The following is a 26025-nucleotide window of genomic DNA, read 5'->3' as shown; positions in this document are numbered from 1 at the left end:
TCCCTGGTGTTTCAGAGTGCGGGTGTGAAGCCCCAGCCGGGATCAGGATCCTGACGGTGTACGTTGATCGCCGCCGCGCTGGCTTCCGCGATCTCCTGTGCGTCGCCACCGGCCGTCACCAGGTACACCTCCCGGGTGCCGGCCTCCGCGACCGCCCGCAGCAGCCCCGCCTCGCGCAGCTCGGCGATGCTCCACGACGTGGTCGCGGACATCGTCGAGGACCTCATCGGCGTCCCAGACGCACCGGTTCAACAGCCGGTGTATCCGATCAGGAGCCGCGTGGCCGGCCTCCTCCGCCAGCGTCCAACCGTTCTTCCGCTCCGACGGAGCGATCAGCCCCCGCATGTAAGCCAGCGCCGACTCCCGCGGCTCCGACCGAGCAAATCGGTGCACGAACCGCTCATGCGACTCGCCCGGACCCGCTGTCCACGCCCTGACCTCACCGAGTGCGCACCTGTATTCGGATCAACGACTCTCCTGGCCACCAGTCACACCAGACGCCGTTGCGGTACTAGGGCTTGTTTCGAAAGTCCCGCCTGTCCGACGACGCCTGGCACGCACGCTCGCTGCGTTGTCGGTATCGCCCCGATACATCCAGTATCGGGGCGACCCTCCGCCTTGCGATCGCACGCACCAGACGCCGTCGGACCCGCCCTCCGGGCGGACGGCGCTACTTTCGAAACAAGCCCTAGGCCGTGTGTCGAACGTGGATCTTGGGCCTGTGAATGATCACGGTTCATGGGTCGGGGAGATCTCACGGACGAGCAGTGGGCGGTGCTGGAACCGCTGTTGCCGAAGGGTGCCAGGACGGGGCGGCCGCCTGTCCGGCCTCGGCGGCAGTTGATCGACGGCATGCGGTTCCGGGTCCGGACCGGAGTTCCGTGGCGGGACGTCCCGGTGGAGTACGGGCCATGGGACCGGGTCTACGACCTGTTCCGCCGGTGGCAGCGGAACGGCACCTGGCAGCGGATCCTCACCCGGCTCCAGTCCCTGGCCGACGCGAAAGGCGCGATCGTCTGGGACCTGAGTGCCGACTCCACGGTGTGCCGCGCCCATCAGCACGCGGCCGGGGCCCGCAAGGAGGGCCACCTGCAGAAGGAACCACCGGCCGGCATCTTCACCGAGCCCCTTGACCACGGGCTGGGACGGTCGCGCGGCGGGTTCACCACCAAGCTCCACCTGGCCGTCGAGCAACGTCAGAAACCCATGTCCATCGTGGTGACGGCAGGACAGCGCGGCGACTCACCGCAGTTCGAACCCGTGCTGGAGAAGGTCCGCATGCCCCGCATCGGACCGGGTCGGCCACGCGTCCGCCCCGACCGCGTGCGGGCCGACAAGGCGTACGCCTCCCGCAGAAACCGCGCCTACCTGCGCCGACGCGGAATCCGCTGCACCATCCCGGACAAGGCCGACCAGGCACGCAACCGCCAGAAGCTCGGCTCCCGCGGCGGCCGGCCGCCGTATTTCGACCCGGTCGACTACCGCGAGCGTCACGCGGTCGAGTGCGGGATCAACCGCATCGAGCGGCACCGGCTGTCGCCACGCGGTACGACAAGCTGGCAGTCCGCTACGAGACGACCGTTCTCGTCGCGGCCATCAACGAATGGTTGTGACCAGGGCCTTCAAAGCCCATAAGGGCCGCCCCGGAAATACATACTCCTGTGCGCGCGGGGACGGTCACCACGCCCGTGCGCGGCATCGGAGCGGTCAGCAGGTGCCATCCGTTTCGCCAGCTCCCGCAGTGTTTCGAGACCGGCCAGCACCTCCGAGCGATTGTCCGCCCTTTTCATCCATGCTGGCAGTCGCGCGAACATCGACATCGTCGGCCGCACGCCACCGCGTTCTCGCAATTGCGCCCCGACGTAAGCAGACAACTCGTCGACATGCTCCTCGCTGTAGGCCCACAAGATGTGGCTAGCGCAACGGGTCTGTAGCCACAGCGGCTGCTGGAAGAACGGGTCTTCACTACCGCCCAACACCGCGCCGACCAGCCCAGCCCCCTGCACCTCAGGTTTCCAGTCGGCGACGGCACCGCACCCTCCGCAAGCCAGACGACGCGGCTGGAACAGGAGCTCGCTGAAGTATCTGGGGTCAGGAAGGCCAGGCCGGGGGATCACGAGAGCACGGCCCCCGCATCGCGGACAGACCACAAGCACCCGACCCGCGAACCGAGCCAGAATGCCCCCTGGGTCATAGTGACGGACGAGATCAGTACGTGGCTCGGAATCCATGCAGACACCATCGCAGGCCCGCGATACGAGCAGCTACCGGATTCTCGAGCATGCCCACAGCTCGCTACCAGCCACTTTCGATACCCGGCCTAGGTCCTGTCTGATAATTGAACTTGTGGTGGGTCGTGGTGAGCTGACGAATGCGGCGTGGGAACGGATCGAGCCCCTGCTGCCGGGTATTGACGGTCGTGGGCGGCCGTGGCGAGATCACCGGCAGGTGATCAACGGGGTGTTGTGGCGGTTGCGGACCGGTGCCCCGTGGCGTGACCTGCCGGAACGCTACGGGCCGTGGCAGACGGCCTATGAACGGTTCGCCCGCTGGGAAGCGGACGGCACCTGGGCCCGTCTGCTCGAACAGGTCCAGGTCCGCGACGACTCCGTCGGAGCCGTGGAGTGGACGGTGTCGGTGGACTCCACGATCAACCGGGCCCATCAGCACGCCGCCGGCGCCCGCAAAAAGGGGCGACGGCGGGGGACGAACTGGAAAATCCGGCACGCGCGTCGGCTGGTCAGGCGCTGGGCCGGTCCCGCGGCGGGGTGACCACGAAAATTCATCTCGCCTGCGACGGCCGGGGCCTGCCCCTGGCCGTCGTCGTCACGCCCGGCAACGTCAACGACTCCACCGTCTTCGACACGGTCATGGACGAGTTGCGGGTGCCCCGGGGCGGTGCCGGGCGGCCCCGCCGCAGGCCCGACGCGGTCATCGCGGACAAGGCTTACTCGTCCCGGGCAATCCGCCGGGTCCTGCGCAGGCGAGGCATCCGGGCCGTGATCCCGGAACGGGCCGACCAGAAGGCCAACCGCCTGCGGCGAGGGAAGGCCGGGGGCAGACCGCCGGCCTTCGATCGCGAGCTCTACAAGGCACGCAACGTGGTCGAACGCTGCTTCAACCGTCTCAAGCAGTTCCGCGCGATCGCCACCCGCTTCGACAAACTCGCCGCCCGCTACAAGGCCGGAGTCCACCTCGCCGCACTCATCCTCTGGCTCCGCGAACCCGCCCAAGATCCTTTGTCAGACAGGACCTAGGGCACCCCTCGCCCACGATCACTCTCGGTTACTATGCTCACTTCATGCCGGAGGCCGGTAGGAAGGGGCGTGGCACCATCGACGGTCTGCTGGGGAAGCGCGGGGCATCGGCTTGCTGGCCGAAACCCCCAGATTCTCCCCAGCGTCATCGACCGGCGATTCCCGCCTCTACGCCCAGGAGGAGCCCTCCGTTGAATGTAAGGCTGAAAAGATGGGTGGCCTGGGAAAGTGTTGGAAGAAGTAGTAGCGACCCGCTATGTCACGCCCTTGCGTGAGGGCGGCTCGCTTCCCGGGATCGTCGAGGCCGACGACCTGGGCACGTACGTCATGAAGTTCACCGGAGCGGGGCAGGGCCGCAAGACCCTTGTCGCGGAGGTCATCTGCGGAGAGCTCGGCAGGCGGCTGGGGCTCAGGGTCCCCGAGCTGGTGACCATCCAGCTCGACCCCGTCATCGGCCTCGCCGAGCCGGACCAAGAGGTCCAGGAGCTCCTGCGGGCGAGCGCCGGACTGAACCTGGGTATGGACTACCTGCCCGGATCGCTCGGCTTCGACCCGCTCGCCTACGAGGTCGGCCCGGCCGAGGCCGGGAAGGTCGTCTGGTTCGACGCTCTCATCAACAACGTGGACCGGTCGTGGCGCAACCCCAACATGCTGGTGTGGCACGGTGATCCGTGGCTGATCGACCACGGGGCCACCATGATCTGGCACCACAACTGGCCGGGCGCCCAGGCATCCGCCGCGAAGCCGTACAACGCCTCCGACCACGTCCTCGCACCGTTCGGCCCCGACATCGAGGCCGCCGCGGCCGAGCTCGCCCCGCTCGTCACCGAGGAACTGCTCACCGAGGTGGCGGCCGAGGTCCCCGACGCATGGCTGGAGGGTGAGCCCGGCTTCGACTCGACGGACCAGCTGCGCCGTGCGTACGTGGAGCCGCTGCTGGCCCGCGCCGGGAGCATCCACGAGCGCATCGAGCGGGACGCGCCCACGAAGGCGCGGCCCTCCCAGGCTCCGGGCTGGCTCACCGAGCACCTCACCCCGTGGCCCCACCCCACCAAGAAGGATCGCGCGGCGCAGGCGGACGCCGGGCGCGCGGGCAAGGACGGCGGCCGATGAGCGAGCGCGATGTCTTCGAGTACGCGGTGCTGCGCGTCGTGCCCCGGGTCGAGCGGGGCGAGTGCTTCAACGCCGGGGTGCTCGTGTACTGCCGAGCCAAGTCCTTCGTCGCGGCGCGGACGCACCTGGACGAGCGCAAGCTCCTCGCGCTCGACCCGGCCGCCGACGTGGTCGGGGTCCAGGCCGCCCTGCGCGCGGTCGAAGGGGTCTGCTGCGGCGGCGACGCCGCCGGTCAGGCGGCCGGCGACGACGCGGGCAGGCGGTTCCGCTGGCTGATCGCGCCGCGTTCCACCGTCGTCCAGCCGGGCGTCGTGCACAGCGGCCTCACGGCGGACCCCGAGGCCGAGGTCGGGCGCCTGCTCGACCTGCTGGTGCGCTGACCCCGGGCCCGGTGGCGCCGCCCGTGACGTCTCCGGCCGCGGCGCCGCCGGGTGTGACATGCGCCCCTGCCGCCGTGCGCCGTTGACACCGGGTGCCAGGGCTTCTAGCGTCTCGTCCTGCTGAAGGTACTAAGCGGTTGCTCAGTTATCGGGAACTTCCTGACGTCCGCTGAGCCGCGATCCAAGGGCGAGGAGAACCAAGCATGTCCACCACCGAGCAGCGCGTCGCCATCGTGACGGGAGCGGCACGGGGCATCGGCGCCGCCACCGCCGTACGCCTGGCGGCCGAGGGCCGCGCCGTCGCCGTACTCGACCTCGACGAGGCGGCGTGCAAGGACACGGTCGAGAAGATCACCGCCGCGGGGGGCACCGCCCTCGCCGTCGGCTGCGACGTGTCGGACAGCGCCCAGGTGGAGGCCGCCGTCGCGCGTGTCGCCGCCGAGCTCGGCGCCCCGACGATCCTCGTCAACAACGCGGGTGTGCTGCGCGACAACCTGCTCTTCAAGATGAGCGAGGACGACTGGGACCTCGTGATGAACGTGCACCTCAAGGGCGCGTTCCTGATGGCCAAGGCCGTCCAGTCGCACATGGTGGAGGCGAAGTTCGGCCGGATCGTCTCGCTGTCGTCCTCCTCCGCCCTCGGCAACCGCGGCCAGGCCAACTACTCCGCCGTCAAGGCCGGTCTCCAGGGCTTCACCAAGACGCTCGCCAAGGAGCTCGGCAAGTTCGGTGTCACCGCCAACGCCGTCGCCCCGGGCTTCATCGTCACCGAGATGACCGCGCAGACCGCCGCCCGCGTCGGCATGGGCTTCGAGGAGTTCCAGGCCGCCGCCGCCACCCAGATCCCGGTCCAGCGGGTCGGCCGTCCCGAGGACATCGCGAACGCCATCGCCTTCTTCACCGGCGACGACGCCGGCTTCGTCTCCGGGCAGGTCATGTACGTCGCCGGCGGACCGCTCAACTGACCCGGGAAGGGCAACCGACACCATGACTGTGCAGGACAGCGGCAAGGTCGCGCTCATCACGGGTGCGAGCCGCGGCATCGGCTACGGGATCGCCCAGGCGCTCGTCGCCCGGGGCGACCGGGTCGTCATCACCGGCCGGGGCGAGGACGCGCTCAAGGAGGCCGTCGAGAGGCTCGGCGCCGACCGGGCCGTCGGCGTCGCCGGCAAGGCGCACGACGAGGCGCACCAGGCGGCGGCCGTCGAGCGGGCCATGGAGGTGTTCGGCCGCGTCGACTTCCTGATCAACAACGCCGGTACGAATCCGGTCTTCGGGCCGATGGCCGAGCTGGACCTGGGCGTCGCCCGCAAGGTCTACGAGACGAACGTGATCTCCGCGCTCGGATTCGCCCAGCGGACGTGGAAGGCCTGGCAGAGGGAGAACGGCGGGGCGATCGTCAACATCGCCTCCGTCGCCGGCGTCTCCGCGTCGCCCTTCATCGGCGCTTACGGCATGAGCAAGGCGGCCATGGTCAACCTGACCCTCCAGCTGGCCCACGAGTTCGCGCCGGTCGTGCGGGTCAACGCGATCGCCCCGGCCGTGGTGAAGACCAAGTTCGCCGAGGCGCTGTACGAGGGGCGCGAGGCCGAGGCCGCCGCGGCCTATCCGCTCGGCCGGCTGGGCGTTCCCGAGGACATCGGGGGCGCGGCCGAGTTCCTCACCTCCGAGAAGTCCGGCTGGATCACCGGGCAGACCCTCGTGATCGACGGCGGCATCTTCCTGAACGCCGGCGTGGGCTGAGATCGGCCTGGGTCGGTTTGGCCGCGATTGCCTCAAGTGCCCTGCCAGGCCTAGGGATTGACCTGGTAGGGCGCTGCGGTATGGTCTGCCGACCCATGGCTGATCGAGGAGCGTGCACGTGTTCTACCGGGCCAGTCTGCAGGCCACTGCAGCCTTTGCTTCCCTTTCTTTGCTGGCAGGCTGCGGTCTGTTCTCCGACAGCGGTTCGAAGACGGACCAGCGGATAACCGTCGGGACGACGAGTTCCCCGTCGACACTCGATCCTGCCGCTGCCTGGGACGGCTCATGGGAGCTGATGAGGAACGTCTTCCAGACCCTGGTGAGCTTCCCGACCGGTGCGACCAGCCCGGAACCGGACGCGGCGGAGTCCTGCGAGTTCACCGACATGTCGAGCATGGCCTACCGGTGCACGCTCCGTGAGGGCCTGCGCTTCTCCAACGGCGAGAAGGTCGATGCCGAGGCCGTGAAGTACTCCGTCGAGCGGATCCTCAAGATCAAGGTGAAGAGCGGCCCGGCCGGCCTCCTGGGCTCCCTCGACCATGTGGAGACCAAGGGCGACGACAAGGTCGTCTTCCATCTGAACAAGGCGGACGCCACCTTCCCGTTCATCCTGGCCACCCCGGCGATGTCGCTCGTCGCGCCCGGCGACTACCCCGCCGACAGGATCCGTGACGACGGCAAGGTCACCGGCTCGGGTCCCTACCTCCTGGACTCGTACGAGGCGGGGAACAAGGCGGAGCTGGCCAAGAACCCCGACTACAAGGGCTTCGCCAACCGCAAGAACGACGCGGTCACCATCCGTTACTTCAAGGACTCCGCGCCCATGGTGGACGCCCTGAAGAAGAACGAGATCGACGCGACCTACCGAGGGCTGACCGCCGACGAGGTCGTGGCCCTGGAGGACGGCAAGGCGGACGACAAGGGCCTGCAGATCGTCGAGACCGTCGGCGCGGACATCCGCTTCCTCGTCTTCAACCCCGACGACCCGGCGGCCGGGAAGCTCGCCGTCCGCCGGGCCATCGCGCAACTGGTCGACCGGGACGCTCTCGTCGCCAAGGTCTACCAGGGCACCGCGGAACCCCTGTACTCCATGGTCCCCAAGGGCATCGCCGGACACGCCACCAGCTTCTTCGACTCCTTCGGCGAACCGGACAGGAAGAAGGCCGCGGCGCTCCTGGACGACGCGGGTGTCGAGACCCCCGTCCCGATGACGTTCTGGTTCACCACCGACCGTTACGGCTCCTCCACGGCACCCGAGTTCGCCGAGCTGAAGCGTCAGCTGGAGAAGTCCGGGCTCTTCAAGATCAAGCTGAAGAGCGCGCCGTGGACGGCCTTCCAGGAGGGCTTCAGCAAGGGCGAGTACCCGGTCTTCGGGCGGGGCTGGTTCCCGGACTTCCCGGACCCCGACAACTTCATCGCCCCGTTCGTCGGCAAGGACAGCGTGACCGGCACCCCCTACCTGACCGACGAGATCACCAAGGAACTGCTGCCGGAGTCCCGCGAGGAGAGCGACCGCGGAGCCGTCTCCACGCAGTTCAAGCGGGCCCAGGCGATCCTCGTCGAGGACGTACGGCTGCTGCCGCTGTGGCAGGGCAAGCTCTACGTCGCCGCGGGCGACGACATCGGAGGCGGTGAGCGCGCACTGGACCCGCAGACGGTCATGCAGATGTGGGAGCTGTACCGCAAGGCCAGCTGGTAGCACGCGGAGGGCTCGGGCAGCGGCGTTGTCAGTGGCCCCCGGTAGGTTCTGGGAGCAAGAACCGATTGCTTACCGGAGGTTGTGCACGTGACCGACACCGACCTGCTGCCCGAGTCCTGGCGCGGCGTCCTCGGCGAAGAGCTGCAGAAGCCCTATTTCAAGGAGCTCATGGACTTCGTCGAGGAGGAGCGGGCCAACGGGCCGGTGTACCCGCCGCGCGAGCAGGTGTTCGCAGCGCTGGAGGCGACGCCGTACGACCGGGTGAAGGTGCTCGTCCTCGGCCAGGACCCGTACCACGGCGAGGGACAGGGGCACGGGCTCTGCTTCTCGGTCCGACCCGGTGTCCGGACGCCCCCCTCCTTGCGCAACATCTACAAGGAGATGAACGACGAGCTGGGGCTGCCGGTCCCGGACAACGGATACCTCATGCCGTGGGCCGAGCAGGGTGTCCTGCTGCTCAACGCGGTGCTGACGGTCCGCGGCGGTGAGGCCAACTCGCACAAGTCCAAGGGCTGGGAGAAGGTCACCGACGCGGTGATCCGGGCGGTGGCGGACCGTCCCGACCCGGCGGTCTTCGTCCTCTGGGGCAACTACGCGCAGAAGAAGATCCCGCTCATCGACCAGGAGCGCCACGTGATCGTGAAGGGCGCGCACCCCTCGCCGCTCTCCGCGAAGAGGTGGTTCGGGTCCCGTCCCTTCACCCGGATAAACGAGGCCGTGGCCGCCCAGGGCCACGAGCCCATCGACTGGCGCATCCCCGACCTGGGCTGACGGCCCGGCCCGGCACGAGAGGCGGCTCCGGCCCGCGCCTGAGCGCGATCTCGGGCGGCTGCGGCTAGCGTCGGACCGACCGGAACAGGCCGGACCACCCTCAGGAGACCTCTGTCGTGGAGCAGCGGGAAGCGTCGAAGGACGCCGTCATGACCAGGATCGGCCAAGCGGTCATGCTGCTCCACGGAGGGGACCGGGAGGAGGCCCGCAACCGGTTCGGGGTGCTGTGGGCCGAGATCGGGGAGCGGGGCGACGCCCTGCACCGCTGCACCTTGGCCCACTACATGGCCGACACCCAGGACGACCCGGAGGACGAGCTGGCCTGGGACCTGCGTGCGCTGGCCGCGGCCGAAGGGCTGGCAGGCACCCGCCCCACCGAGCCCGCGGTCTCCCGGGACGCGCTCGCGGTGCGGGCCTTCTTCCCTTCGCTGCACCTCAACCTCGCGGCGGACTACCTCACGCTGCGACGCACCGAGGCCGCCCGGGCACACCTGGACCGGGCGTGGGAGGCGGTGGGCGCGCTCGACGACGACGGGTACGGGGGAGGGGTCCGCGCCGCCCTCGGGCGGCTGGAGCTGCGTATGGGGGGAAGCGGGACACAGCGGTGACGGCCCACCTGGGCAGGGTCGGCCCGGCCGGACAGGGCGTCCCGTCCTGTCGGTGTCCGGCGCCCGTGGCTCCGTCGATCCCAGCGCGGCGGTGTTCGCCACGGCCGCCACGCCCTCCGCGAGCCAGGTGGTCCTGGCACCTCGTCCCAGGTGTCCGCCTCGGTCACGTGGAACTCCCCGTCCGGCTCCTCGTCCGTGCCGTGGATCGGCGGAACGTCCTCGACGGCGAGAACCTCGCGGAACTCGCTCGTCCGTCGTCATGCGGGCCCACCGTCGCTCGCCCCCGGACCGGCTGACCACCGATCACGGAGCCACGGGCGTCTTCGCGCCGTCCGCCCCGAGCATGCCGCGCAGCAGCTCGGCGTATCCCGTCCGCAGCTGGGCCTCGGTCGGTACCGAGCCGTGGTACGCGCCGGCGGCGCAGGAGAACATCATCCCCTCCGACCAGGCCACCACCGACAGGGCGTGGCGCTCCGGCTCGGCGGAGCCCGCCGCGGTCATCAGTGCCACCAGCGGTTCGCGGAAACGCCGTCCGGCGGCGTCGAAGAAGGCCCGCAGCTCCGGCCGCCTGGTGGCCTCCAGCGCCAGTTCGTACCGGCAGACGAGCAGGTCGGTGCGGCCGGTCAGGTAGGCGTGCAGGGCCTGGGCCAGTGCGGCGGCCGGGGGCCGGGCCCCGTCGCCCTGGGGCCCCGGTGGCGGCTCGGGGAGCAGTCCCGGGGCGAGCACCCGCGCCTCCAGCTCGGCGAGCCGCAGCACCGCCGACTCCAGCAGGGCCTGGCGGGTGCGCGCGTGATTGGACGTCGAGCCCTGGGGGAGCCCGGCGCGTTCGTCCACCGCGCGATGGGTGAGACCGCGCATACCGCGTTCGGCGAGCAGGGTCAGCGCGGTGTCGGCGATCAGATCGGCGCGGGCGGAGACCCCAGGTGTGCGGGCGGTGGTGCGTGCGGGCATGCGGCCAATCTACCGCCCTCACTACACCTGTAGTACGGTGAGGGTGTCGCTACTACAGGTGTAGTTTCTCCCAAAGGAGGCTCGGCCATGACGACGCCCCGGACGTCCCACGCGGTGGTCATCGGCAGCGGGATCGGCGGGCTCACCGCCGCGGTGGCGCTGCACCGGTGCGGCTGGCAGGTCACCGTGCTCGAACGGGCCGGTTCCCTGGAGCAGGCCGGTGCGGGCATCAGCCTCGCCCCCAACTCCCAGCGGGCCCTGGACGTCATCGGACTGGGCGACGCGATCAGGCCCCTCGCGGCCTGGCAGGGCGACGGAGGAATGCGCACCCCGTCGGGACGGTGGCTCTCGCGTACGGACAGCGCCGCCGCGGCCGAGCGGTTCGGCGGGCCACTGGTCCTGCTGCACCGCTCCACCCTGATCGACCTGCTCCGTGCCGGGACACCCGAGGGCGCGGTCCGCACCGGTACGCCCGCGGAGCTGGCCGACCCGGGGGCACCCGGCGGCCGCCGCGCCCTCGTCCGCACGGCCGACGGAGAGCTGGAGGCCGACCTGGTGGTCGGCGCCGACGGCATCGGGTCCTCCGTGCGCACCGCGCTCTTCCCGGGACACCCCGGCCCCTCGTACAGCGGGTGCACCACCTGGCGCGTCGTCGCCCCGGCGCTCGGCCGGCCCTTCAGCCCGCACGAGACGTGGGGCAGGGGCGCGCTGTGGGGCAGCCATCCGCTGAAGGACGGACGGGTCTACGCCTACGCGGCCGCCGCCGCCCCCGCCGGAGCCCGGGCCGACGACGAGCGGGCGGAGCTGCTGAGGAGGTTCGGCACCTGGCACGATCCGATCCCCGCGATCATCGGTTCCGTCGCGCCCGGGCAGGTGCTGCGCCACGACGTGTACCAGATGACCGACCCCCTGCCCGCCTTCCACCGGGGCCGCACCGTGCTCCTCGGCGACGCGGCGCACGCCATGGCGCCCTCACTGGGCCAGGGAGGCAACCAGGCCGTCGAGGACGCCGTGGTGCTCGCCCACCACGCCACCCCCGGCGCCGACCACGGGGCCGCGCTCGCCGCGTACAGCGCGGACCGGCTGCCCCGCACGACCGCGATCGTCCGCAAGGCGGCACAGGCATGCCGGCTGACGCGGCTGTCCGCCGCACCCGCCGTGGCACTCCGCGACGGGCTGATGTCCGCCGTCTCCCGTCTCGGCCCCGGGACCGTCCTGCGCACCTTCGACGGCATCGCCGACTGGCGGCCGCCGCAGCGCACGTATGCTGCCGGGACCAATGACGCGGGTGACGCGGCCGTGACACGGCCGCGGTGAGGTCTCCAGGGAGATATACGTGAAGGTCGGCTGCATCGGGCTCGGCGACATCGCACGGAAGGCGTACCTGCCGGTACTGACGGCGCTGCCCGGGATCGAGCTGCACCTGCAGACCCGCACCCCGGCCACCCTCACGGGCCTCGCCGCCGACCACCGGATCCCCGCCCGGCAGCGCCACGCCGACCTCGACTCGCTGCTGTCCGCGGGCCTGGACGCGGCCTTCGTGCACGCCGCGACCCTGGCCCACCCGGAGATCGTCGGCCGGCTCCTGGAAGCGGGCGTACCCACCTATGTGGACAAGCCGCTCGCCTACGAACTCGCCGACTCCGAGCGGCTGGTGGCCCTCGCCGAGGAACGCCGCACCGGCCTCGCCGTCGGCTTCAACCGCCGCCTCGCCCCCTCCTACGCCCAGTGCGCCGACCACCCGCGCGACCTGATCCTCCTGCAGAAGAACCGGGTCGGGCTCCCCGAGGAGCCCCGCACCCTGGTCCTGGACGACTTCATCCACGTCGTCGACACCCTGAGGTTCCTGCTCCCGGGCCCCGTCGACAGCACGATCGTCCGGGCACGGATCGTCGACGGCCTGATGCACCACGTGGTGCTCCAGCTGTCCGGGGACGGGTTCACGGCGATCGGCTCGATGAACCGGCTGAGCGGTTCCACCGAGGAGATCCTCGAGGTCTCCGGCCAGGACAGCAAGCGACAGGTCCTCAACCTCGCGGACGTCGTCGACCACAAGGGCCAGCCCAGCCTGCGGCGCCGTGGCGACTGGGTGCCGGTCGCCCGCCAGCGGGGCATCGAGCAGTGCGTGGTGTCCTTCCTGGACGCGGTCCGGGCCGGCGAAGTCCTCAGTGCGCGGGACGCTCTGGAGACCCACCGGCTGTGCGAACGCGTGGTCCGCGACGCCCTGGAGCAGGCGTCCTGACCGCACGCGCCCCGGCGACGCCGAGGAAGCCGGCCAGCACCGCCAGTGCCCCGTACACGGGCCAGGCGCCCAGCCGGACGTAGAGCGTGGTGCCCCGGGCGAGCGGTACGTCGTACACGGCGGTCCCGCTCGCGTCCGTGCCGAGCGGCGCGCCCAGCCGTTCGCCCCGCGGGCCGTACACCGCGCTGACGCCCGTGAGAGTGGCGTGCACCATCGGCCGCCCCGTCTCGGCCGCCCGCAGCGCTCCGAGCGAGGCGTGCTGGGCGGGCGCCCAGCTGTGCTGGAACGTCGAGGTGGACGACTGCGCCACCAGCACCTGCGCCCCGTCCCGGACCAGGTGCCTGCTCATGTCGGGGAACGCCGTCTCGAAGCAGACGAGCGGCCCGATCCGCAGTCCGCCCGCGTCCGGCAGGTCCATCACCACCGGAGCCTCGCCGCGCAGCCGGTCCTCGCCCGCCGCCTTGCCCACCGAGGTCGCCCAGCCGAGCAGGGCGCGGGCCGGGACGTACTCACCGAACGGCACCAGGCGCATCTTGTCGTACCGGTCGCCCGTGGGACCGTTCGGCCCCACCAGCACCGCGGATTTGAAGATGCCGGTGCGCCCCGGGGCGTCCGTGCGCCGGGCGTCCATGTTGACCAGCACATCGGCCCCGACCGTGCGGGACAGAGCCGCCAGCCTGGCGGCCGTCCCGGGACTGCGCGTCAGGTCAACGCCCACACTGCTCTCGCCCCACACCACGAGACCGACGCCCCGGCCCGCGAGCGTACGGGTCAGCTCCTCGCTCCGCGCGAACCTGCGGTCGACACTCCCGGGGCCTTCGACCACGCCGGGCTGCACGACGGCGATCCGGGTCGTCCCGGTGCTCTCCGGCCGCGGCGCCCAGGCCCAGATCGCACCCACACCCAGGGCGCAGACCACCAGGCAGGCCGCCGCGGCCGTACGCACGGCGGGCCGGCCGACGAGCTGGACGACCGCGGTGTTCACGGCCACCACCAGCAGGCTGACCAGCCACACACCGCCCACCGACGCGGTACGCAGAGCGGGCGCGAACTCCCATTGGCTCGCGCCCAGCAGACCCCAGGGCCCACCGAGCCCCTCCCATGAGCGGATTAGCTCGATCATCAGCCACCCGGACGGCACCACGGCGACGGCGGCCACCGAACGCCTCAGGGACGGCGCACCACCGAGCACCCGGGAGACGAGCAGCCCCCACGGGGCCCACAGCAGACCGAGCAGCGCCGCGAGCACCAGGATGAACACGTGCAGGCTCGGCATCAGCCAGTGGTGCACGGCGAGCATGAAGCCGGTGCCGCCGAGCCAGCCGTCCAGCGCGGCGCGGCGCCCGCTGTCCGCCGACCGGATCAGCAGCAGCCAGGGCACCAGCGCGACGTAGGCCAGCCACCAGAGCGACGGGGCGGGGAACGCGAGGGCGGGCAGGGCGCCCGCGAGGAGTGCGGCGGCCCCGCGCCCCACGCGCGTGTGGAGCAGCCCGCCGCGCAGCCCGGTTCCGTGTGCCTCCGGGGCGCCTGCCGACCGGTCCACCGAAAGTCCGCCGCCCTGCTTCGGCATGCCGTGTCCTCCTCGCCCGTGCCGGTCCGCCGGTGTCCGGGAAACGCGCGCCGGCGGCCGTGGGTCCGCGCCCGGTGACCGTCCGGTCCGGGTCACGGACATACCCGTGAGCCCGTACCCGCAAGCAGTCGGCTTCTCACCTGCGTGGTCCCACGATCCGCCGTCCCGGCGGACCCGCGGGACGAGGAAGGGGCCCGCCGCCCGGAACGCGGGCGTGATTGCCGGGATCCGGCAACGTACCGCGACGTGAACCGGGTGGTTCCGGCCCTGTGATTCCCCGCGGAAGGGACAGTACGTTCCACTCGCCAGCGGGGGCCACCAACGGACTCCCCGGCGCACGGGAGAGTGATTCGCGCTCATGACGCTTCCGCCCCCGAGCCGGCCCCAGCCACCGTGGCAGCAGCCCTCCTACGGACCGCCCGCCGCGCCCGGCCCGCAGATGTTCCCGTCGCCGCCGGTCAGCGGGTTCGCCATCGCCTCGCTCGTCTGCTCGCTCGTCTGCCTGGCGCCCCTGGGACTCGTCTTCGGAATCATCGCGCTGGTCCGGACATCCCACCGTGGCGAGCGTGGCAAGGGACTCGCGGTGGCCGGCGTCGCCGTCTCCGGCGCGGTACTGGTCCTCGCCTTCCTGACGCTGGTCGGTGCGCTGCGTTTCTCGGCCTGGTCGAGTGGCTCACCGGCCGGGCCGGTCAGGGGGACCGCGGGAGGAGCGTCTTCGCCCTGGAGACGGGGGACTGTTTCACCCCGGCCACCGAACCGACACAGGACAACCAGGGGTCGATCAGGAACGGCGCGGCGGAGCGGCTGTCCTGTGAAGAGCCGCACCGCGGCGAGATCTACGGCCGCTTCGAGCTGACCGGCCGGAAGGCGTTTCCGGGTACCGAAGAGGTCATGAAGGCCTCTCGTGACCGGTGTGGGCCGCTTCTCCCGCACTACGCGGTGCACTTGACGGCTCACGGCCCGCTGCAGACGTACTTCTCCCACCCGGACCGGGCCGGGTGGGAGCGCGGTGGGCGCACCGTCCTGTGCTGGGCCGGGGCACCGCGGGGGGACCTCGACGAGCCGATACGGAAGGAGGAAAGCGCGTTCGCACCGGCCCAGCTCGCGTACGTCTCGGCGTTCCGGCCCCTGTGGGAGGCGCAGCTCCGGGCCCCTCAGCGGGGACCGGAGGAAGACCTGGCCACGGCGAGCCGATGGGCCGGGCAGATGGCCGCGGCGTACGCGGAGGCCGCCCGGCTGCTCGGGGATGCCCGAGGAGGGCTGCCGGGAGACGTCCGGGAACCGGCGGGGGAGATCGTGGTGGTCTTCGAAGCGGCCGTTCCGCGCTGGGAGCGGGCGGCGCGGGCCGCGGACAGTGACGCGTACCTGGCGGCGATCGAACAAGCGGGCCGGGACAACGACCTGGCCGTGGGGCTGGATGCCGAGATCCGGAAGGGCGTGGGGCTCCCCGTTCCCCGGTCCCATCGGACCGGGCGACGGCCGGGGCGGCGGGGCGGGCCGGGGCGGCGGGCCGGCGTCCGTCCCGTCCCGGATCCCGCTGCGCCGCTCGGCCGAAGAGCCCGTGGACTCAGCAGGGGACGACGGCCACCGGCCCCAGGGCGTGTGTCACCGTCGTCTGCGCCACCGGGGCCAGTCCCAGCCCCAGCGACTCGCCTCCCCTGCGGCGCCCGACCACGGTCAGCGCGGCCGTGGCGGATGCGGTCACCAGGGTGCGCGAGGCCGATCCGCTGACCGGTTCGCGTGCGACCTCCACCTGCGGGTACTTCTCGATCCAGGCCGCGGTGAGTCCGGTGAGGGTGCGCTGCGCGGCGTCCGCTGCGGCCGCCCGGTCCAGGACCGGCCCGCCCGACAGCATCGAGGAGAACATCGTCCAGCCGTGTACCAGCCGCAGCCGGGCGCCGGGCCGGGAAGCGGCGGCCTCGAAGGCGAACTCCAGGACCGCGTCGCTGCTCTCGTCCGCCGCCACACCCGCCACGATGTCGGGGAACGCATCGGCCGCCTCCTCCTCGTCCTCGGCGGTCCGGCCGCTGTGGACGACGACCACCGGGCACTGCGCCATCGACGCGGTAGCCAGGCTGTCGGAGCCGATCAGCAGCGAGCGGAACCCGCCGAGCCCCCGGGAGCCGACGACCACCATCGAGGCGTCACGGCTGAGCGAGGTCAGTGCGGCCGAGGGGAAGTCCAGCGGAGCCAGGGTGGAGGTGGGCAGCTCGGGGGCGAGCCCCGACGTGCGCAGCACGGCCTGGTCGAGCAGCTCCTGGGCCTCGGCCGACTGGACCTCCTCGGCGGTACGCCGGGTGAGCGGCCGCACGTGCACGATCAGCAGCGGCAGGGAACGCCGTACGGCCTCCTGGGTGGCCCAGTCGAGCGCGTCCCAGCTGTGCGAGGAACCGTCGACAGCGGCGATCACGGGAAGGTCGTGGGCGGTCATGCGTGCCTCCAGGCGCCGGTGGAAGACCTCCCCGCCCGGCCCGCACCGTGGGCGACGCCCGGACGGGGGTCATCGGCGATTATGACCCGCCGGCCCGTGCCCCGGCCGGGCGGCCCGGTACCCGAGGCACCCCCACCGGCCGGTCCCGAGCGCTGTGCGGCGGACGTGACCCCGCCCGATCGTCCGGTGCGACACCCGGGAAGCGGGCCTTTCGTACGGCCGCCGGAACCGGCCCCCCGACGAGAGGCCGACCATTGACCGCGCCGAGCCCCCAGCCGGACACCGCCACCCAGATACGCTTCCTCGACGAACGGCGTGCCCTCGGGCACCAGGGCGCCAACTGGTAGTTCTTCGGTGAACAGCGCGCGGCCACCGGCTTCTACCACCGCGAGGAACTCGACGCCCTGCGCGCGGACGGCCCCCTTGCCCTGCGGGGCATCGCCGTGGCCCACGGAGGGCTGACGCGGGAGGCCGCGACGGCGTACGTCGAGCAGCCGGCCGCCGACAAGAGGTACGCCCGCGACGTGTACTGAGCGGCCCGGCGACGCGCCGCCCCCGCTCAGCCCGCGAGCGCCCCGAGCACGTCCCAGGTCCGGCGGCGGTCGGCGTCACCGGCGACCTCCGTACCGGAGAACACCACCTCCGTCGCCCCGGCGTCCCGGTAGCGCCGGACCTCGTCGGCGATCCGCCTCTCGTCACCGATCACCGCCACGTCGGCGGCCCGCCGTCCGCCGGAGAGTTCGATCACCCGTGCGTAGGAGGGGATCTGCTCGTAGAACGCGAGCTGTTCGGTGACCTTCTCGCGCACGGCGTCGACGTCGTCGGTGACCACACCGGGCACCAGGGCGACGATGCGGGGCGCGGGCCGCCCGGCGGCCTGAGCCGCGGCGGTGACGGCCGGGACGATGTGCTCGGCGAGTGCGCGCGGACCCGCCAGGTAGGGGAGGATCCCGTCCGCCAGCTCGCCGCTCGCCCGCAGCGCCTGAGGGCCCATCGCGGCGACGAGCAGCGGAACGCCCGCCTCCGCGCCCGGCACCCGTGCCGGGACCGGTGTGTGCGCGGTGAGCAGCTCGCCGTGGAAGTCGGCGGTGCCGGTCTCGGTCAACTGCCGCAGGGCGGTGAGGAACTCCCGCAGGCGGGCGACGGGCCGCTCGAAGGGGATACCGAAACCGCCCTCGGTCAGGAGCTTCGTCCCGAGTGCCAGCCCGAGGTGGTAGCGGCCGTGCGTGGCCGCCTGAGCCGTCTGCGCCTGACTGGATACCACCAGTGGATGGCGGCCGAACACCGGGATCGCGGACGTCCCCACCTGGAGGCCGGGGACCTCGCGCCCGACGATCGCCGCGAGCTGGGGTGAATCCGCACCGAAGGTCTGCCCGAACCAGGCCGATCGCAGCCCGGCGGCCGATGCCTCGTGCGCGAGCCGCACGGTGGCGTCGATCTGGTTGTCCGCGTCGATCGCGTGGAGTGCTACGCCAGTAGTCATGCCCTCACCAACCGCCATCGGACGCCGGTGCATTCCGTCCCTGTACGACAGCCTTCTGTCAGTCGTGTGAACAGAGCCGTGGCCGCTCGCCCGGAAGGCCGTGCCCGACGGCGCGACGTAGGGCACGACAGGCCCACGGTGTCGATCCGGTCCTGACGGTGACCCGGACGCCGGCCCGCTCCGGGGCCGGCGGAACCCGCTGAGCTTCTCAGCCCGCCGACTCACCCGCGTGCGGGCTCAGTACACCCGCGCTGACCAGGATGAACAGGGCGATGCCCAGAACCACCCGGTACACGACGAACGGCATGAAGCTCTTGGTGGTGATGAACTTCATGAACCATGCGATGACCGCGTACCCCACCGCGAACGCGATGACGGTCGCGAAGATGGTCGGCGGCCAGGAGACGTGCCCCTCGCCGGCGTCCTTGAGCTCGTAGACGCCCGAGGCGAGCACCGCCGGGACGGCCAGCAGGAAGGAGTAGCGGGCCGCCGCCTCGCGGGTGTACCCCATGAGCAGGCCACCGCTGATCGTGGCGCCCGAGCGGGAGACACCCGGGATCAGTGCCATCGCCTGGCAGAAGCCGAAGATCAGCCCGTCCTTGACGCCCAGCTCCTTGAGCGACTTGCGCTCCCTGATCGCCCGGTGCTTGCCGCCCGTCTCGTCGCGCGCCGCCAGGCGGTCCGCGACCCCGAGGACGACGCCCAGCACGATCAGCGTGGTCGCGATCAGGCGCAGATCGCGGAAGGGGCCCTCGATCTGGTCCTTCAGCGTGATGCCGAGCACGCCGATCGGGATCGAGCCGATGATGACCAGCCAGCCCATCTTGGCGTCGTGGTCGCCGCGCATCGAGCGGTTCGTCAGCGACCGGAACCACGCCGAAAGGATCCTGCCGATGTCCTTGCGGAAGTAGATGAGGACCGCGGCCTCCGTACCGATCTGCGTGATGGCGGTGAACGCCGCACCCGGGTCGTGCCACCCCGCGAACGCGGCGGTCAGCCGCAGATGCGCGCTGGAGGAGATCGGCAGGAACTCGGTCAGTCCCTGAACGAGGCCCAGGACGAATGATTCGAACCAGCTCATGGGGCTTTGGCCATCCCGGAAGTGCTCGTGCAACGGCGGACGGGCACGAAGGCCGTCAGCAGCGTGCGGATCTGGTCAGAAAAGAGGACGGGACGCCACGGCCCCGGACATCCTCTGTCGGTCGCGGGCAGCGTATCGCCTGAAGGTGAACGGAGCCCGGCTACCCCCGGCTACGCGGCGTCGCCCGCCGCGCCCAGCCGGTGACGCCTTCGCCACGCGACCACCGCCCCGCCCGCCCCGGACAGGACGATGAACGCCATCGCCGCCAGGAACACCGGGGAGGTCGGCGAGGACGCCGAGCCGCCGGCGACGACGTACGCCGCCGTGTTGGGGATCGAACCGATCCCGGTGGCCAGGAGAAACGGCGGGTAGCCCATCCGGGAGGTCGCCGCGCAGTAGTTGGCCGCGGCGAACGGAACACCCGGGAAGAGCCGCAGCGCCAGCATGGAACGGAACCCGTGCCGGCTCAGCAGCCCGTCCGCGGCCCGCAGCCACTTGCCGCGCAGCAGCGTACGGAGGGCGTCCTGGCCCAGGACCCGGCCCAGCATGAACGACACGCCCGCGCCGAGGACCGTGCCGGCGATGGCCGCGGCCAGGCCCGCCTGCGCCCCGAAGAGCGCGCCGGCGGCCAGATTCAGCAGCGGCCGCGGCACGAAGGCCACGGTGCACACGCCGTACGCGAGGGCGAACAGCATCACCGCCGCCGAACCCGTGAGTTGTGGCGGCCAGCCGGACGCCAGCAGCCGCTGTGGTTCGAACAGCAGCATCGTGGAGGCGGCAGCCAACAGCAGTGCCACGAGCAGGGAGAGACGGGACCAGGGGGAGAGCAGCAGCCTCGTGCAGCGGACCACGAGACCGCCGGCAGGCCGGTCGGCGGGGACGGGCTCGAACATTTGGGGAGAGTAACCGAAACAGGTGTGTGATCGCCGTAATGTGCCGTCATGAGGCCCTCGGCGCAGTCCGCCCCCGGCGTACCGGACAGCGCTCCGGCAGACACCGTGCCGTACCGCCTCACCAGGGTGTATCCGGAGGCCGCCGACCCCGAACGCGCCATCGACACCGTCGTGTACATGAGAAACGTCGCACCCTTCCTCGGTATCCCCGCCCCGCACCGGCGCGCCCTCCGAGGGCCGTCCTGGCAGGCACGGGCCGCCCGGACGGGGCCGACCGCACGGCGGTCGGCCTGCGCCGCTGGGAGCTGCCGGAGCGCGAGTACCACTACTTCGCCGCTGACTTCCCGCGCCGTCATCTCGGGCCCCGCACCCCGGGCTTCGCACCCGTCCTGCGCCACCTCCCAAGAACCTCGCCCGAGGCCGCAGGGCCGGGCCCGCCCGAAAACCGTTCGACGCCGCCGTCCTGTTCCGCCATGCTCAAGGGCATGTCCCGGTACGCCTTCCTCGCAGCACGGCCCGCAGTCGCGGCCGTGCCGAAGGCTGCCGTGAGCCTCGCGACCGTGCCGGCAGCAGCAGCTGACGCAGCGTTCGCCGTTGCCGCAGCGCCCATCGGCGGCGCCCGAAGCTGACCCTCCCCCGACAGTCCGGCGGACCCCGCAAGGGGAGGGTCGGCGGGGCCCTGGGGTCTTCTCACTCAGCTTCGAGCACCAAGGAACGAGCCATGCCCAAGACGGCATACGTGCGCACCAAGCCGCACCTGAACATCGGCACCATGGGCCACGTCGACCACGGCAAGACCACCCTGACCGCCGCCATCACCAAGGTCCTCAGCGACCGCGGCACCGGCACCTTCGTGCCGTTCGACCGCATCGACCGGGCGCCGGAGGAGGCGCAGCGGGGCATCACCATCAACATCTCGCACGTCGAGTACGAGACCGACACCCGGCACTACGCGCACGTCGACATGCCCGGACACGCCGACTACATCAAGAACATGGTCACCGGCGCGGCGCAGCTCGACGGGGCGATCCTCGTCGTCTCCGCGCTCGACGGGATCATGCCGCAGACCGCGGAGCACGTCCTGCTGGCCCGTCAGGTCGGTGTCGACCACATCGTCGTGGCCCTCAACAAGGCCGACGCGGGCGACCCCGAGCTGACCGACCTGGTCGAGCTGGAGGTCCGCGAGCTGCTGACCGCTCACGGCTACGGCGGGGACACCGTGCCCGTCGTACGGGTGTCGGGGCTCGGCGCGCTCCAGGGCGACCCGCGCTGGACCGCCGCCGTGGAGGGCCTGCTGGACGCGGTCGACACGTACGTACCGATGCCGGTGCGCTACACCGACGCGCCGTTCCTGCTGTCCGTGGAGAACGTGCTGACCATCACGGGCCGCGGCACCGTCGTCACCGGTGCCGTCGAGCGCGGCACGGTGCGGGTCGGCGACCGGGTGGAGGTGCTCGGCGCGGACGTCGAGACGGTCGTCACCGGCCTGGAGACCTTCGGCAAGCCGATGGAGTCCGCCGAGGCCGGCGACAACGTCGCGCTGCTGCTGCGCGGGGTCGAGCGCGACCGTGTCCGCCGCGGCCACGTGGTGGCGGCGCCCGGCAGCGTCACCCCGAGCCGCCGCTTCACCGCGCAGGTGTACGTCCTGTCGGCGAAGGAGGGCGGCCGCACCACACCGGTGGCCACCGGGTACCGGCCGCAGTTCTACATCCGGACGGCGGACGTCGTCGGGGACGTGGACCTCGGCGAGGCGGCGGTGGCACGGCCCGGTGACACGGTCACCATGACCGTCGAGCTCGGCCGTGAGGTCCCGCTGGAGGCCGGACTCGGCTTCGCCGTCCGCGAGGGCGGCAGGACGGTCGGCGCGGGCACCGTCACCGGACTGCTCTGACGGCGGCCGGCACCACCGCGGAATCCGTCCCCGCACGAACGGGGACGGATTCCGCGGGCCGGAGCAGCCCCGCGGACAGGGAAGAATGGGGGCGTGAACGAGTCGATACCCGTCATCCGCTCCACCGACCGCGGCACCGCCCGGCTGCTGCCCGACGTGGACCGGGAGCGGGCCTGGCTGCTCACGGTCGACGGCGCCCCGCAGTCCTACGTCGACCTCGACGCGCCGGAGCACCTCGAGTTCGAGTACGTGCGCAGGCTCGCCCACGTCGTGGACCTGGTGGCGGAACCGGAAGCGCCGGTGGACGCCGTGCACCTCGGAGGCGGCGCGCTCACGCTGCCCCGGTACGTCGCCGCCACCCGTCCCGGCTCCCGGCAGGAGGTCGCCGAGGCGGACGCCGCGCTGATCGCACTCGTCGAGGAGCACCTGCCGTTGCCCGAGGGGGCCCGGATCGCCGTGCACGGCGTCGACGCCCGGAGCTGGATCGAACAGGCACCCGAGGCGTCGGCGGATCTGCTGATCGCGGACGTCTTCGGCGGGGCGCGGGTGCCCGCCCAGCTCACCTCGCTGGACTACGCGCGCGCCGCCGCCCGGGTGCTGCGGAAGGACGGCGTCTACGCGGCCAATCTCGCCGACGGCGCGCCCTTCGGCTTCCTCCGCTCCCAGCTCGCCAACGCCGCCGAGGTGTTCGCCGAGCTCGCGCTGATCGCCGAACCGGCGGTCCTGCGCGGCAGGCGCTTCGGCAACGTCGTGCTCCTCGCGGGGCAGGAACCGCTCGACCTGGCACGGCTGACCCGGCTGTGCGCCGCCGACGCGTTCCCCGCCCGGGTCGCGCACGGAGAGGCGCTCACCCGGCTCATGGGCGGAGCGCGGCCCGTACGGGACGGCGACGCCGTGGCGTCACCCGAGCCGCCCGACGGCGCCTTCTCCCTCGGCTGACACCGTCGGGGGGACGGGTCCGGCCGCCACCGTCTCCTTCACGGTGCCGCGGCGCGTCAGATTGCGTACGTCCGGGACGAGCAGCACCCCCGCCGTCACCACCACGATCAGCGCTGCACAGCCCCAGAGCGCCTGGCTCCGGCCGACCAGGGACTCCACGGGCCCGGCCGCCGCGGTGGCCAGCGGCACCATCGCCACCGACCCGAACCAGTCGTACGCCGAGACCCGGGACAGCTTGTCCTCGGGGATCTCCTGGTGCAGGGCCGTCATCCAGGAGACGCCGAACACCTCGATGGCGACGCCCGTCACGAACATCACCCCGCACAGCACGGTCGCCGGCACCGGAACGGCGAGGCTCGCGGACGGCAGGGCCAGCGGGAACACGCACAGCGTCCCGGCCAGCAGCAGCCGGCGGGGCTTCCAGCGCATCATCAGCAGCGCCCCGAGCAGTGTGCCCACCCCGAACGCGGCCAGCGCGAACCCCCAGGGGCGCGCGCCCCCGAGCTCGTCCCGGGCGACCAGGGGGCCGTACACCGCCTCGGCGGCGCCCACGACGGCCACGACTACCGAGAACTGCAGCACCACGGCCCAGAGCCAGGGCCGCCCGGCGACCTCACGCCAGCCGTCCCGCAGATCGGTGAGCAGACCCCCGCCGCCGGTCCGGTCGGGGATGTGGCTCACGTCGAGGAACGCCCGGAGCGCGCCGGCCACCGCGAAGGCGGCTGCGTCCACCGCCAGCACCCAGCCCGGGTCCATCGCCGCGATCATGGCGCCGCCGAGCGCCGCCCCGCCGATGGCGGCGCCGTGCATCGACATCCGGAAGAAGGCGAAGGCCTTCGCCGCCTGCTCGCCCGTGACGCTGGACAGGAGCATGCCCTCGGCCGCCGGGTTGAAGAACGCCTGGCCGGTGCCGCACAGGGCCGTCAGCAGCATCATCTGCCAGAGCCGGGCGTCACCGCTCAGGACCAGCCAGGCGAACGCCGCCTGGGAGACGCAGTTGAGGGCGTTCGCCGCGACCATCACCCGGTGGCGCGGCAGCCGGTCGGCGACCGCTCCGCCGATCAGCAGGAAGAGCACCAGGGGCGCGGTGCGCGCGGCGGCGACCAGCCCGACGTCACCGGCGCCGCCGCCCGACTCCAGGACCGCGAAGGCCGCCGCGATCAGCGCGCCATGGGTACCCAGGCCCGTGATGACGGCGGCGGCGGTCAGCAGACCGTAGTTGCGGGAGGCGGCGGCGCGCGAGGTGTCGGCGGAGGTCACCAGGGGACTATCGCCGCCCGGCCCCCGCCCTGCCAAATGGAATCGGCCGGGACAGGGGCGTCCTGCGGGACATCAGGACGTGCTGTCCGCCAGGCGTACGGTGCTGAGGATCTTCTGGATCGTGGTGTCCGGGAGCTCGTCGTCGACCCCGGCGGCGGTGAAGAGGACCCAGGTCGAGTACTCGCCCTTGCCGTTCTTGAAGCTGAAGGCGATCGACTTCCCGTCGGTGTCGCACTTGGTCTTCTTGGCCAGCCCGGTGGCGGTGGCCGTCACGACACTGCCGGACAGACCCGACTCGGTGGTGTAGGGCTCGGCCTTGCCGATCTTGACCTTGTCCTTCGGGTCCTCCTGCGCATAGGCGGCCCAGACCCAGTTGGCGGCCTCGTTGGTGGCCGCCTCGTCGGTGTTCTTGGCGCCCTGGGCGCCCTTGGTACCGACGCCGGCCAGCTCGGTCTCCTCCTTCTTGCCGTCCTTGTCGGCGTCGTCCACGCACCACTTGCTCTTGTAGTAGGCGGGTGCGGAGAAGCCGGCGGCGGGAGCACCGGTCGGGTCCTTGACGTCCTCGAAGCCCGCGAACACGCCGGTTCCCGCGACCTCCCAGTCCCCGGGCACGTCGAACTGCGTGCCCCACTTGGGATTGGTCACGACCTTCCACCCCGGGACGGTCGGTGCGGCGTCCTCACCGCCCCGCGGGTTCGCGGCGGGGGAGGAGGTGGTCTCGGACGGCTTCGCGGACGGCGAGGCCTTCTTGCCGTCGGCGACGTCCTTGCCGCCGTCGTCGTTGCCCAGGACGAGGTACCCGGTCACGGCAGCGGCCACGACGACCGCGGTCGCCGCGACGATCGCCACGATCGTGGTCTTCTTCTTGTCGTCCGGCGCCTTCGGACCACCGGGCGGACCACCCGGCACGGCGTACTGCGGCACGGTGGGCTGCTGGTACGGGTTCGGCTGCGGATACCCCGGCTGGCCCGTCTGACCCGGCTGACCCCCGGACTGTCCCTGCGGGTACCCGTAGCCCTGCTGCTGATATCCCGGCTGCTGATAGGGATTCGGCTGCTGGTACCCCGGCTGCTGGTACGGGTTCTGATTCTGGTCCTGCGGGTTTTGCTCGCCCCCGGGCGGCTGCTGTCCTGGCCACATGGCCAGTAACCATAGAGGGACGGGGGCAGGGCCTGCTACGGCCGCCCCTGTGAGGGGATGGTCAAAGTGTGCTACCCGCAAGTAACATCCGGCCATGAGCACTGAAGAGATGACGGTCGGCGCGATGCTGACCGCGAGCGTCCCGATGGTCCGCACCCTGAACCTCGAGTACCTGGAGACGACCGCGGAGCGTGCCGTCCTGTCCCTCCCTGACCAGGCCGACTACCACAACCACCTCGGCGGACCCCACGCCGGAGCGATGTTCACGCTGGCGGAGTCCGCGAGCGGCGCGATCGTCATCGCCGCGTTCGGAGACCAGCTGGCCCGGGCCGTCCCGCTGCCCGTCACCACGGAGATGGCGTTCAAGAAGGTCGCCATGGGCACGCTCACCGCGACCGCCACGCTGGGGCGGCCGGTCGCCGACGTCGTCGCCGAGCTGGACGCGGGCGAGCGGCCCGAGTTCCCGGTGGCCGTCGAGATCCGCCGCGCGGACGGCGCGGTGACCAGCGAGATGAGCGTCGTCTGGACCCTGCGTCCCCACCGCTGACCCCGGCGGCCCCTCCGGTCCCGGCG

General features: G+C 71.8%; 24 protein-coding genes and 4 pseudogenes. 16 read left to right on the top strand and 12 right to left on the bottom strand.

The features are described from left to right. Window positions 1-11: 11 nt before the first annotated feature. Window positions 12-212 (bottom strand): hypothetical protein, encoded by a 201-nt coding sequence (locus SACTE_RS03500; RefSeq protein ID WP_014044649.1) that lies wholly within the window; start codon window positions 210-212, stop codon window positions 12-14. Continuing rightward, a pseudogene (locus SACTE_RS32865) lies at window positions 187-393 on the bottom strand (transposase); the annotation flags it as partial. The pseudogene SACTE_RS32865 and the gene SACTE_RS03500, both read right to left, overlap by 26 nt. Before the next feature lie 345 nt (window positions 394-738). Between SACTE_RS32865 and SACTE_RS03495 the strand changes: the two are divergent. From SACTE_RS03495 to SACTE_RS03445, 9 genes are all read left to right on the top strand, one after another. Continuing rightward, window positions 739-1613, top strand: a protein-coding gene (locus SACTE_RS03495) for an IS5 family transposase (RefSeq protein WP_106707907.1) whose coding sequence is annotated in 2 segments (ribosomal slippage) — window positions 739-1534 and window positions 1534-1613 — 876 coding nt in all. Because the reading frame shifts where the segments join, the coding sequence is not laid out codon by codon here. 733 nt (window positions 1614-2346) lie between these two features. Beyond that, a protein-coding gene (locus tag SACTE_RS32850) for an IS5 family transposase (RefSeq protein ID WP_264371053.1) occupies window positions 2347-3257 on the top strand; the annotation gives its coding sequence in 2 pieces (ribosomal slippage) (window positions 2347-2695 and window positions 2695-3257; 912 coding nt in all). 228 nt (window positions 3258-3485) lie between these two features. Next, complete coding sequence (locus SACTE_RS03475) at window positions 3486-4370, top strand: HipA family kinase (RefSeq protein ID WP_014044645.1); 885 nt, start codon at window positions 3486-3488, stop codon at window positions 4368-4370. Continuing rightward, entirely contained in the window at window positions 4367-4750 is a 384-nt protein-coding gene (locus tag SACTE_RS03470) for a DUF3037 domain-containing protein (protein ID WP_014044644.1), read from the top strand. Before SACTE_RS03475 ends, SACTE_RS03470 begins: the two co-directional genes overlap by 4 nt. Window positions 4751-4953: 203 nt before the next feature. Next, a complete protein-coding gene (fabG, locus tag SACTE_RS03465) occupies window positions 4954-5715 on the top strand; it encodes a 3-oxoacyl-ACP reductase FabG (RefSeq protein ID WP_014044643.1) in 762 nt (253 codons plus the stop codon). Window positions 5716-5737: 22 nt separating this feature from the next. Next, complete coding sequence (locus SACTE_RS03460) at window positions 5738-6493, top strand: SDR family oxidoreductase (protein ID WP_014044642.1); 756 nt, start codon at window positions 5738-5740, stop codon at window positions 6491-6493. 118 nt (window positions 6494-6611) lie between these two features. After that, the gene (locus tag SACTE_RS03455; protein WP_014044641.1) at window positions 6612-8192 is read left to right on the top strand and encodes an ABC transporter substrate-binding protein; all 1581 of its coding nucleotides are present in this window, start codon (window positions 6612-6614) and stop codon (window positions 8190-8192) included. A gap of 87 nt (window positions 8193-8279) precedes the next feature. After that, on the top strand, window positions 8280-8963 hold the full coding sequence (locus SACTE_RS03450; protein ID WP_014044640.1) for a uracil-DNA glycosylase: 684 nt from the start codon (window positions 8280-8282) through the stop codon (window positions 8961-8963). A 116-nt stretch (window positions 8964-9079) separates the two neighbouring features. Further along, window positions 9080-9571 (top strand): hypothetical protein, encoded by a 492-nt coding sequence (locus SACTE_RS03445; protein WP_014044639.1) that lies wholly within the window; start codon window positions 9080-9082, stop codon window positions 9569-9571. 114 nt (window positions 9572-9685) lie between these two features. On the opposite strand, the pseudogene SACTE_RS34850 reads toward SACTE_RS03445, so the two are convergent. Together SACTE_RS34850 and SACTE_RS03440 are read right to left on the bottom strand one after the other, a co-directional pair. Then, window positions 9686-9813 (bottom strand): annotated as a pseudogene (locus SACTE_RS34850) (Mini-circle protein); the annotation flags it as partial. 61 nt (window positions 9814-9874) lie between these two features. Beyond that, the gene (locus SACTE_RS03440; RefSeq protein ID WP_014044638.1) at window positions 9875-10522 is read right to left on the bottom strand and encodes a TetR/AcrR family transcriptional regulator; all 648 of its coding nucleotides are present in this window, start codon (window positions 10520-10522) and stop codon (window positions 9875-9877) included. Between the two features lie 87 nt (window positions 10523-10609). Between SACTE_RS03440 and SACTE_RS03435 the strand changes: the two genes are divergently transcribed. Together SACTE_RS03435 and SACTE_RS03430 are read left to right on the top strand one after the other, a co-directional pair. Further along, complete coding sequence (locus tag SACTE_RS03435) at window positions 10610-11839, top strand: FAD-dependent monooxygenase (protein ID WP_014044637.1); 1230 nt, start codon at window positions 10610-10612, stop codon at window positions 11837-11839. 19 nt (window positions 11840-11858) lie between these two features. Next, complete coding sequence (locus SACTE_RS03430; protein WP_014044636.1) at window positions 11859-12764, top strand: Gfo/Idh/MocA family oxidoreductase; 906 nt, start codon at window positions 11859-11861, stop codon at window positions 12762-12764. Here the strand turns inward: SACTE_RS03430 and lnt are convergent. The 3 genes from lnt to SACTE_RS03420 all read right to left on the bottom strand — a co-directional run bounded on the left by lnt (window position 12688) and on the right by SACTE_RS03420 (window position 16765). Next, the gene (gene lnt, locus SACTE_RS03425; RefSeq protein WP_014044635.1) at window positions 12688-14334 is read right to left on the bottom strand and encodes an apolipoprotein N-acyltransferase; all 1647 of its coding nucleotides are present in this window, start codon (window positions 14332-14334) and stop codon (window positions 12688-12690) included. The genes SACTE_RS03430 and lnt overlap by 77 nt on opposite strands. A gap of 408 nt (window positions 14335-14742) precedes the next feature. Next, window positions 14743-14868, bottom strand: coding sequence for a hypothetical protein (locus tag SACTE_RS35370; protein WP_019992830.1), 126 nt, complete (start codon window positions 14866-14868; stop codon window positions 14743-14745). 1033 nt (window positions 14869-15901) lie between these two features. Then, window positions 15902-16765 carry a universal stress protein gene (locus SACTE_RS03420; protein ID WP_014044633.1) on the bottom strand — a complete coding sequence of 288 codons (864 nt, stop codon included), beginning with the start codon at window positions 16763-16765 and terminating at the stop codon, window positions 15902-15904. 293 nt (window positions 16766-17058) lie between these two features. Between SACTE_RS03420 and SACTE_RS32835 the strand changes: the two are divergent. Beyond that, window positions 17059-17298 (top strand): annotated as a pseudogene (locus SACTE_RS32835) (sulfite reductase); the annotation flags it as partial. Between the two features lie 26 nt (window positions 17299-17324). Here SACTE_RS32835 and SACTE_RS03415 read toward each other — a convergent pair. The 3 genes from SACTE_RS03415 to SACTE_RS03405 all read right to left on the bottom strand — a co-directional run bounded on the left by SACTE_RS03415 (window position 17325) and on the right by SACTE_RS03405 (window position 20222). After that, window positions 17325-18248: an LLM class F420-dependent oxidoreductase gene (locus tag SACTE_RS03415; RefSeq protein WP_019992833.1), complete on the bottom strand. Its 924-nt coding sequence runs from the start codon at window positions 18246-18248 to the stop codon at window positions 17325-17327. Between the two features lie 208 nt (window positions 18249-18456). Next, entirely contained in the window at window positions 18457-19329 is an 873-nt protein-coding gene (locus SACTE_RS03410) for an undecaprenyl-diphosphate phosphatase (protein ID WP_014044631.1), read from the bottom strand. A gap of 170 nt (window positions 19330-19499) precedes the next feature. Further along, on the bottom strand, window positions 19500-20222 hold the full coding sequence (locus tag SACTE_RS03405) for a VTT domain-containing protein (protein WP_014044630.1): 723 nt from the start codon (window positions 20220-20222) through the stop codon (window positions 19500-19502). Between the two features lie 48 nt (window positions 20223-20270). Between SACTE_RS03405 and SACTE_RS34840 the strand changes: the two are divergent. The 3 genes and pseudogenes from SACTE_RS34840 to SACTE_RS03395 form a co-directional block, all read left to right on the top strand. Further along, a pseudogene (locus tag SACTE_RS34840) lies at window positions 20271-20623 on the top strand (DNA alkylation repair protein); the annotation flags it as partial. A 320-nt stretch (window positions 20624-20943) separates the two neighbouring features. Continuing rightward, the gene (gene tuf / locus SACTE_RS03400) at window positions 20944-22113 is read left to right on the top strand and encodes an elongation factor Tu (RefSeq protein ID WP_014044629.1); all 1170 of its coding nucleotides are present in this window, start codon (window positions 20944-20946) and stop codon (window positions 22111-22113) included. Window positions 22114-22206: 93 nt separating this feature from the next. After that, window positions 22207-23052, top strand: a complete 846-nt coding sequence (locus tag SACTE_RS03395) for a fused MFS/spermidine synthase (RefSeq protein WP_014044628.1) — start codon at window positions 22207-22209, stop codon at window positions 23050-23052. Here SACTE_RS03395 and SACTE_RS03390 read toward each other — a convergent pair. Together SACTE_RS03390 and SACTE_RS03385 are read right to left on the bottom strand one after the other, a co-directional pair. Further along, window positions 23014-24312 (bottom strand): MFS transporter, encoded by a 1299-nt coding sequence (locus SACTE_RS03390; protein WP_014044627.1) that lies wholly within the window; start codon window positions 24310-24312, stop codon window positions 23014-23016. The two genes, SACTE_RS03395 and SACTE_RS03390, sit on opposite strands and share 39 nt — an antisense overlap. A 72-nt stretch (window positions 24313-24384) precedes the next feature. Further along, window positions 24385-25452: a hypothetical protein gene (locus tag SACTE_RS03385; protein WP_014044626.1), complete on the bottom strand. Its 1068-nt coding sequence runs from the start codon at window positions 25450-25452 to the stop codon at window positions 24385-24387. Window positions 25453-25561: 109 nt separating this feature from the next. Between SACTE_RS03385 and SACTE_RS03380 the strand changes: the two genes are divergently transcribed. Beyond that, window positions 25562-25999, top strand: coding sequence for a DUF4442 domain-containing protein (locus SACTE_RS03380; protein WP_014044625.1), 438 nt, complete (start codon window positions 25562-25564; stop codon window positions 25997-25999). Window positions 26000-26025: the final 26 nt, after the last annotated feature.

Origin of the sequence: Streptomyces sp. SirexAA-E (assembly GCF_000177195.2) — a bacterium.
Classification (GTDB): domain Bacteria; phylum Actinomycetota; class Actinomycetes; order Streptomycetales; family Streptomycetaceae; genus Streptomyces; species Streptomyces flavovirens.
This window is presented reverse-complemented; position numbering and strand designations above follow the sequence as displayed.

What these genes read in the sequence shown, in the direction of transcription:
- SACTE_RS03500 (WP_014044649.1), bottom strand. Translation starts at nt 212, where the DNA reads ATGTCCGCGACCACGTCGTGGAGCATCGCCGAGCTGCGCGAGGCGGGG.
- SACTE_RS03470 (WP_014044644.1), top strand. Translation starts at nt 4,367, where the DNA reads ATGAGCGAGCGCGATGTCTTCGAGTACGCGGTGCTGCGCGTCGTGCCC.
- fabG (WP_014044643.1), top strand. Translation starts at nt 4,954, where the DNA reads ATGTCCACCACCGAGCAGCGCGTCGCCATCGTGACGGGAGCGGCACGG.
- SACTE_RS03460 (WP_014044642.1), top strand. Translation starts at nt 5,738, where the DNA reads ATGACTGTGCAGGACAGCGGCAAGGTCGCGCTCATCACGGGTGCGAGC.
- SACTE_RS03440 (WP_014044638.1), bottom strand. Translation starts at nt 10,522, where the DNA reads ATGCCCGCACGCACCACCGCCCGCACACCTGGGGTCTCCGCCCGCGCC.
- SACTE_RS03435 (WP_014044637.1), top strand. Translation starts at nt 10,610, where the DNA reads ATGACGACGCCCCGGACGTCCCACGCGGTGGTCATCGGCAGCGGGATC.
- lnt (WP_014044635.1), bottom strand. Translation starts at nt 14,334, where the DNA reads ATGCCGAAGCAGGGCGGCGGACTTTCGGTGGACCGGTCGGCAGGCGCC.
- SACTE_RS35370 (WP_019992830.1), bottom strand. Translation starts at nt 14,868, where the DNA reads ATGATTCCGAAGACGAGTCCCAGGGGCGCCAGGCAGACGAGCGAGCAG.
- SACTE_RS03420 (WP_014044633.1), bottom strand. Translation starts at nt 16,765, where the DNA reads ATGACCGCCCACGACCTTCCCGTGATCGCCGCTGTCGACGGTTCCTCG.
- SACTE_RS03415 (WP_019992833.1), bottom strand. Translation starts at nt 18,248, where the DNA reads ATGACTACTGGCGTAGCACTCCACGCGATCGACGCGGACAACCAGATC.
- SACTE_RS03410 (WP_014044631.1), bottom strand. Translation starts at nt 19,329, where the DNA reads ATGAGCTGGTTCGAATCATTCGTCCTGGGCCTCGTTCAGGGACTGACC.
- SACTE_RS03405 (WP_014044630.1), bottom strand. Translation starts at nt 20,222, where the DNA reads ATGTTCGAGCCCGTCCCCGCCGACCGGCCTGCCGGCGGTCTCGTGGTC.
- tuf (WP_014044629.1), top strand. Translation starts at nt 20,944, where the DNA reads ATGCCCAAGACGGCATACGTGCGCACCAAGCCGCACCTGAACATCGGC.
- SACTE_RS03385 (WP_014044626.1), bottom strand. Translation starts at nt 25,452, where the DNA reads ATGTGGCCAGGACAGCAGCCGCCCGGGGGCGAGCAAAACCCGCAGGAC.
- SACTE_RS03380 (WP_014044625.1), top strand. Translation starts at nt 25,562, where the DNA reads ATGACGGTCGGCGCGATGCTGACCGCGAGCGTCCCGATGGTCCGCACC.